Genomic DNA, 6832 nt, shown 5'->3' with positions numbered 1-6832 from the left:
CACCCGGTGCGGGGTGGGGGTCGTCGAGGGCGGCCCGGGCACGCGGCTCCGGCTGGTGCACGTGTCCGTCGTGCGGACCGCCCCCGGCGACGACATCGCCCTGCGCCTGCTGGGCATCGAGACGGGCATCGAGGCGCTCGTGGACGAGCTGCGCCCCGAGGCCGTCGCCGTCGAGCGCGTGTTCTCCCAGCACAACGTCCGCACCGTGATGGGCACCGCGCAGGCCGCCGGGATCGCGATCCTGGTGGCGGCCCGCCGCGGGCTGCCCGTCACGCTGCACACCCCGAGCGAGGCCAAGGCCGCCGTCACCGGGAACGGCCGCGCCGACAAGGCCCAGGTGACCAGGATGGTGACCCGGCTGCTGTCCCTGGACGCGCCGCCCAAGCCCGCGGACGCGGCGGACGCCCTCGCGCTCGCCATCTGCAACGTGTGGCGCGGCGGCGCCCAGCAGCGCCTCGCGCACGCCCAGCGGTCGCGGATCGAGGAGGCGGTGCGCGCCGAGCGGGAACGCCTCGCCGCCCGGAGCGGCGCCTCCCGGCGAAACGCCGTCCCGACCAGAGAAGGAGCCAGCGAATGATCGCCTTCGTCAGCGGCCGGGTGGCCGCCGCCGGGCCCGACGGGGCGGTGATCGACGTGCACGGCGTCGGCCTGTCGGTGCAGTGCACCCCCGCCACGCTCGCGGGGCTGCGGGTCGGCGAGCAGGCGAAGGTGCCGACGTCGCTGGTCGTCCGCGAAGACTCCCTCACCCTCTTCGGGTTCGCCGACGACGACGAGCGCGCCGTCTTCGAGCTGCTGCAGACCGCGAGCGGCGTCGGGCCGCGGCTCGCGCTGGCGATGCTCGCCGTGCACACCCCGAACGCGCTGCGCCGCGCGATGGCCACCGAGGACGTCACCGCGCTGACCCAGGTGCCCGGCATCGGCAAGAAGGGCGCGCAGCGCATCGTCCTGGAGCTGAAGGACCGCCTCGGCGGCCCGGTCGGGGACGGCGCCGCCGACGTCCGCGCACCCGCGAGCGCCGAGCCGTGGCGCGAGCAGGTCCAGATGGGCCTGATCAACCTCGGCTGGTCCGCCAAGGACGCCGACGCCGCCGTGTCCGCCGTCGCCGCCGACCTCGACGGGGCCGAAGCGCCTCCCGTCGCGACCCTCCTGAAGTCCGCTCTCAAGAAGCTGAGCAAGGGATGAGCGAACCCGAGCGGCTGGTGTCGGCGGGCGCGGACGGGCCCGAGGAGCAGATGATCGAGGCCGCGCTCCGGCCCAAGAAGCTCGACGACTTCATCGGGCAGGAACGCGTCCGCGAGCAGCTCTCGCTCGTGCTGCACAGCGCCCTGCGGCGCGGCCGGACGCCCGACCACGTGCTGCTGTCCGGCGGCCCCGGCCTCGGCAAGACCACCCTCGCCATGATCATCGCCGCGGAGCTGGGGCAGCCGCTGCGGATCTCCTCCGGGCCCGCCATCGAGCGGGCCGGGGACCTCGCGGCCGTGCTGTCGACCCTCGCCGAGGGCGAGGTGCTGTTCCTGGACGAGATCCACCGCCTGGCGCGCCCCGCCGAGGAGATGCTCTACATGGCGATGGAGGACTTCCGGGTCGACGTCGTCGTCGGCAAGGGCCCCGGCGCCACCGCGATCCCCCTGGACATCGCGCCGTTCACGCTGGTCGGGGCCACCACCCGGGCGGGGATGCTGCCCGGCCCGCTGCGCGACCGGTTCGGGTTCGTCGCGCACATGGACTTCTACGAGCCCGCCGAGCTGGAGGTCATCGTCCGGCGGTCGGCGCGGCTGCTGGACGTGGAGATCAGCGACGACGGCGCCGCCGAGGTCGCCGGGCGCTCCCGCGGCACGCCGCGCATCGCCAACCGGCTGCTGCGCCGCGTCCGCGACTACGCCGAGGTCCGCGGCGACGGGACGGTCACCAGGGAATCCGCCCGGACGGCCCTGGCGTTGTACGAGGTGGACGAACGGGGCCTCGACCGGCTCGACCGGGCCGTGCTCGGGTCGCTGCTGCGCAAGTTCGGCGGCGGTCCGGTCGGCCTGTCGACGCTGGCGGTGGCGGTCGGGGAGGAGCCGGAGACCGTGGAAGTGGTCGCCGAGCCGTTCCTCGTCCGGCAGGGCCTGCTGGCCAGGACGCCGCGCGGACGGGTCGCCACGGGCGCCGCATGGGCGCATCTCGGGCTGACCCCGCCCCCGACGGCGCCGATGGCCGGGACGCTGTTCGATATCGAGGAAGACCGGGACGAGAGGGCCGATCGGCCCGAATAGTGATCATTCGGGTAACGGGTTGGGAACTTCCCGGCGTCGTCGATCGTCGCGTCGTTGCCGGGGTCTGGCGTACTCTCTAGACTCCGGGACTTGGTCGACCGTTCTCCAGCCGGCGGTCCCGTGGACGTGACCGGTCCGGTCACAAGGCTCCGGTCACAAGGCTGGGCTAACGACATCGGAAGGATGCCCCTGTAATGGGCAGCGAACTTATTCTCGCCGCGGAATCGGGCGGGAGCGGTGCTTTCAACCTGCTCCTGCTCCTCGCCGTTCCCCTGGTCTTCTACTTCCTGCTGATCCGGCCGCAGAGCAGGCGCCGCAAGCAGCAGATGGAGATGCAGAACGCCATGACGCCCGGTGCCCGGGTGCTGACGACCAGCGGCATGCGCGCCACGGTCGTCGAGGTCGATGACGACGGCGTCGTGCTGGAGATCGCCGACGGGGTCGAGGTGCGCTTCGTCAAGGCCGCCGTCATGCAGGTCCTCAAGGACGACGAGCCCGAAGACCTGGACGACGAGCACGACGAGGCGGGCGAGGACGACGACGGCGACGCCGTCGACCTCTCCAAGGACGGCGTCGAGGACGCCGCGGACGACCAGGCCGAGTCCGAGGGGGCGGACGAGGACGAGGAGTCCAAGCCCAAGGGGAGGACCAAGGTCAAGGCGTCGGACAAGCCGTCCGCCTGACCTTCCCCGGTGTCGGAAAACTAGACGGGAAGTAAGACGACAAGTGGCTCCGCCCAGTACCGCTCCCAAGCCGGGGCGCACGCTTCTCGCGCTCTTCGCCATCCTGGTCGTGCTCTCCGGCGTCGCCGTCTGGCAGGGCCAGACGACGCCCAAGCTGGGGCTGGACCTCGCCGGCGGCACGACGGTGACGCTCACCGCCAAGACCTCCTCCGGCAAGAACCCGCCCGCCCAGCAGATGGACCAGGCCGTCAAGATCATGACCCAGCGGGTCAACGGCCTCGGGGTCTCCGACGCGGAGGTCGCCAAGCAGGGCAGCAACAACATCGTGGTGAACGTGCCCGGGGAGGGGCAGGGCCGCGTCGTCAGCCTGATCGGCACGACGGCGAAGCTCCAGTTCCGCCAGGTGTTCGCCGTCGCCGACGGCAAGCCGTCCACGGGCACGCCTCCGGCACCGGGCGCGATCCCGTCGGCGAGCCCGTCCGGCGACGCCAAGCCCGGCGACGGCAAGAGCCCGTCGCCGGAGGCCACGCCGTCCACCAGCGCCAAGCCGTCGGGGTCCGCGTCGGCCACGCCGCGCGGCAAGGCGCTGTCGGGCGCGCTCACGGAGCCGACGCCGTCCGGCTCGGCGAGTCCGTCCGGTGCGCCGTCCCCGACGTCGCCGCTGGTCCCGCCGTCCGGCCAACCCCTGCCGGGCCAGGACCCGCGGGCGCCTCCGCAGGACTACGCCGGCGTCACCGACAAGGCCGTCATCCAGCAGTTCGAGGCGCTCAACTGCTACACCGGCGACCGGCGCGCCCCCGGGTCCAACGACCCGAACCGCAAGTTCGTCGCCGCCTGCGACCAGGACGAGGAAGGCGGCCAGATCGCCAAGTACATCCTCGGACCCGTCCGGGTGCTCGGCGAGAACGTGGACGGCGCCAACGCGATGCCGCCGAACGCCCAGCAGGGCCAGGCCAGCTGGTCGGTCTCGCTCGACTTCGACGGCAAGGGCGCCCGCCAGTTCGGCGAGGTCACCACCGACGCCTACGGCGCCTACCAGCAGGACCCGAACTCCCCCCGGGCGCAGGTCGCGATCGTGCTGGACGGGCAGGTCGTCTCCGCGCCCAGCATCAGGGAGGGCGCGATCACCGGCGGCACCGCCAGCATCGACGGCCCGCCCGACAGCTTCGACCAGCGGTACGCGACCGACCTCGCGAACGTCCTCAAGTACGGGGCGCTGCCGCTGGAGTTCACGCAGAGCTCCATCGACGAGGTGTCCTCCACGCTCGGCTCCGACCAGCTGACCGGCGGGCTCATCGCCGGCGCGATCGGGCTCGGCCTCGTCGTCCTGTACTGCATGTTCTACTACCGGGGCCTCGGCCTCGTCGCGGTGTCCAGCCTGATCGTGGCGTCTGGCATCACCTACCTCGCGGTCGTGATCCTCGGTGAGGGGATGGGCTTCCGGCTCTCGCTCCCGCACATCATCGGCCTGATCGTCTCCATCGGCATCACCGCCGACTCGTTCATCGTGTACTTCGAGCGGCTGCGGGACGAGCTGAGAGCCGGGCGCAGGCTCCGGCCGTCGGTGGAGACCGCCTGGAAGCGGGCGCGGCGCACCATCCTGGTCGCCGACGCGGTGACGTTCCTCGCCGCGCTGGTGCTGTACTTCCTCGCGGTCGGCGGCGTCGCCGGGTTCGCGTTCGCGATGGGCCTGACGACGCTCATCGACGTCGTCGTGGTGTTCTTCTTCACCAAGCCGCTCGTCGCGCTGCTGTCGCGGACGAAGTTCTACGGCCGCGGCCATCCGCTGTCCGGCCTCGACCCGCGCAAGCTCCATCGCGCGGCGCAGAAGACGTCCGCCGCCACCGCCGGCACGAGCCAGGAGGTCTGAGCCATGGGACTGCGTTCCGCCACCTCGCGGATCTACCGTGGCGAGATCAGCGCCGACATCGTCGGCCGCCCGAAGATCTGGGCGGCGATCTCCGGCCTGCTGCTGGTGATGTCCATCGCGGGGCTGCTGGTCCAGGGCCTCAACTTCGGCGTCGAGTTCAAGGGCGGGTCCGTCTTCACGTTCAAGGCGCCCAGCGCCTCGATCGAGGAGGTCCGCGCCGCCGTCGCCGGTGGCGACGTCCACCAGGTGATCGTGCAGAAGGCCGGCGGCGACTGGCGTGTCACGACCGAGAGCCTCACGTCGACGCACGTCACCGAGGTCAAGACGCACGTCAGCAAGGAGCTGAACGTCCCCGCCGAGAAGATCAGCACGCAGGTCGTCGGCGCCTCCTGGGGCGGTGAGATCCAGGAGAAGGCGTGGCAGGCGCTGATCGTCTTCATGATCCTGATCATCGGCTACCTGTCGCTGGCGTTCGAGTGGCGGATGGCGGTCGCCGCCGTCGTCGCCCTCGTCCACGACCTGGTGATCACGGCCGGCATCTACGCCTGGTCCGGGTTCGAGGTCACACCGGCGACCCTGCTGGGCTTCCTGACGATCCTCGGTTATTCGCTGTACGACGCGGTCGTCGTCTTCGACATGATCAAGGAGGTCACGAAACCGCTCACCCCGACCTCCAAGACGACCTACAGCGAGGCGGCCAACCAGGCGCTCAGCAGCACGCTGGTGCGCTCCCTGAACACCTCCCTGGTGGCGATCCTCCCGGTCGGCGCGATCCTGTTCATCGGCACCACGCTGTTCGGCGCCGGGACGCTGAAGGACCTGTCGCTCGCCCTGTTCGTCGGCATGATCGTCGGGACGTACTCCTCGATCTGCGTGGCGACGCCGCTGCTCGTCCAGTTCAAGGAGCGCGAGCCGAAGTACAAGCAGATCCGCGCGAACCTCGCCCGGCGCGAGCAGAGCGCCAAGCGGCAGGCCAAGGCCGCCAAGGTGAAGGCCACCGCCGGCGGGCCGAGGGAGGCGCCCGACGACGCGCCGTCCGACGGGTCGTCCGGCGGCGAATCCGGCGACGACGCCACCGACCTCAGAAGCACCGTCACCGTGAAGAAGGTGGTGCAGACGGGGCCGCGGCAGCAGCCCAAGCGCGGCACCCGCCAGCAGCGCCGCGGCGGCGGCGGCAAGTAGCACGCGAAAGCAGGACCGGCAGGACGCACCGGGCCGTGCCCGCATCCGTCACGGATCTCGTGACAGGGTGCGGGCACGGCCCGTGCGGGCATAGGAGATCGGCACGATGACGGCCGATATCGGCACAGGGAGCGCGACGTGGACCTCGGCAAGCTGATCCAGGACCGGATCCGCGACGTGGACGACTACCCGCAGCCCGGCGTGGTCTTCAAGGACATCACGCCGCTGCTGGCCGACCACGTCGCGTTCGCCGGCGTCGTGGACGCGATCGTGAACCACTACGGCCGCGGCACCATCGACAAGATCGTCGGCATCGAGGCGCGCGGCTTCATCCTCGCCGCGCCCGTCGCCTACCACTTCGGCGCGGGGTTCGTCCCGGTGCGCAAGAAGGGGAAGCTGCCGTCGCGGACGCACGAGGAGACCTACGATCTCGAATACGGGACCGAGACGATCGAGATCCATCTCGACGCGCTCCGGCCCGGCGAGCGGGTGCTGATCGTCGACGACGTCCTCGCCACCGGCGGGACGGCCGCGGCCGCCGCCGAACTCGTCCGGCGCAGCGGCGCGGAGGTCGCCGGGCTGTCGGTCCTGCTGGAGCTGTCGTTCCTCAACGGACGCGACAAGCTGCGGAATCTCGACGTTCATTCCCTGGTTACGGTCTAGTACGAAATGGGCGCCGGATACACTGGCGCAATCAGGGCCCGGTGGGGACGGGCGCGTCCCGCGGGGCACGGAGGCGATCGCGCCCGCACGGCTAAGGAGGCTGGGTGCCAGGTGAGGTGGTATCGACCGACGCGGTGAACGACGCCGCCGAGGCCCCCACGGCAGGGGCCCGCCCGGCG

At 71.6% G+C, this 6832-nt stretch carries 7 protein-coding genes; all 7 read left to right on the top strand.

Annotated elements, in window-relative coordinates:
- A partial coding sequence (locus E1264_RS38235) for a crossover junction endodeoxyribonuclease RuvC (protein ID WP_132181732.1) occupies positions 1–577 on the top strand: 577 nt, incomplete at its 5' end.
- Positions 574–1182 carry a Holliday junction branch migration protein RuvA gene (gene ruvA / locus E1264_RS38230; RefSeq protein WP_132181730.1) on the top strand — a complete coding sequence of 203 codons (609 nt, stop codon included), beginning with the start codon at positions 574–576 and terminating at the stop codon, positions 1180–1182. The genes E1264_RS38235 and ruvA, both read left to right, overlap by 4 nt.
- Entirely contained in the window at positions 1179–2255 is a 1077-nt protein-coding gene (gene ruvB, locus E1264_RS38225; RefSeq protein ID WP_132181728.1) for a Holliday junction branch migration DNA helicase RuvB, read from the top strand. Before ruvA ends, ruvB begins: the two co-directional genes overlap by 4 nt.
- 194 nt (positions 2256–2449) lie before the next feature.
- The gene (yajC, locus tag E1264_RS38220; protein WP_132181726.1) at positions 2450–2938 is read left to right on the top strand and encodes a preprotein translocase subunit YajC; all 489 of its coding nucleotides are present in this window, start codon (positions 2450–2452) and stop codon (positions 2936–2938) included.
- Positions 2939–2981: 43 nt separating this feature from the next.
- A complete protein-coding gene (gene secD / locus E1264_RS38215) occupies positions 2982–4808 on the top strand; it encodes a protein translocase subunit SecD (RefSeq protein ID WP_132181724.1) in 1827 nt (608 codons plus the stop codon).
- A 3-nt stretch (positions 4809–4811) separates the two neighbouring features.
- Positions 4812–5990, top strand: coding sequence for a protein translocase subunit SecF (secF, locus tag E1264_RS38210; protein WP_132181722.1), 1179 nt, complete (start codon positions 4812–4814; stop codon positions 5988–5990).
- 138 nt (positions 5991–6128) lie between these two features.
- A complete protein-coding gene (locus E1264_RS38205; RefSeq protein WP_132181720.1) occupies positions 6129–6653 on the top strand; it encodes an adenine phosphoribosyltransferase in 525 nt (174 codons plus the stop codon).
- Positions 6654–6832 lie beyond the last annotated feature (179 nt).

The sequence above is a fragment of the Actinomadura sp. KC216 genome (genome assembly GCF_004348535.1).
In the GTDB taxonomy this organism is placed as follows: Bacteria; Actinomycetota; Actinomycetes; order Streptosporangiales; family Streptosporangiaceae; genus Spirillospora.
Note: the sequence above shows the minus strand (reverse complement) of the source record. Positions and strands in the feature narration are given on the sequence as shown.

Bases quoted from the DNA above. Each gene is read 5' to 3' on its own strand.
- ruvB (WP_132181728.1), top strand. From the start codon at position 1,179: ATGAGCGAACCCGAGCGGCTGGTGTCGGCGGGCGCGGACGGGCCCGAG.
- secF (WP_132181722.1), top strand. From the start codon at position 4,812: ATGGGACTGCGTTCCGCCACCTCGCGGATCTACCGTGGCGAGATCAGC.
- ruvA (WP_132181730.1), top strand. From the start codon at position 574: ATGATCGCCTTCGTCAGCGGCCGGGTGGCCGCCGCCGGGCCCGACGGG.
- yajC (WP_132181726.1), top strand. From the start codon at position 2,450: ATGGGCAGCGAACTTATTCTCGCCGCGGAATCGGGCGGGAGCGGTGCT.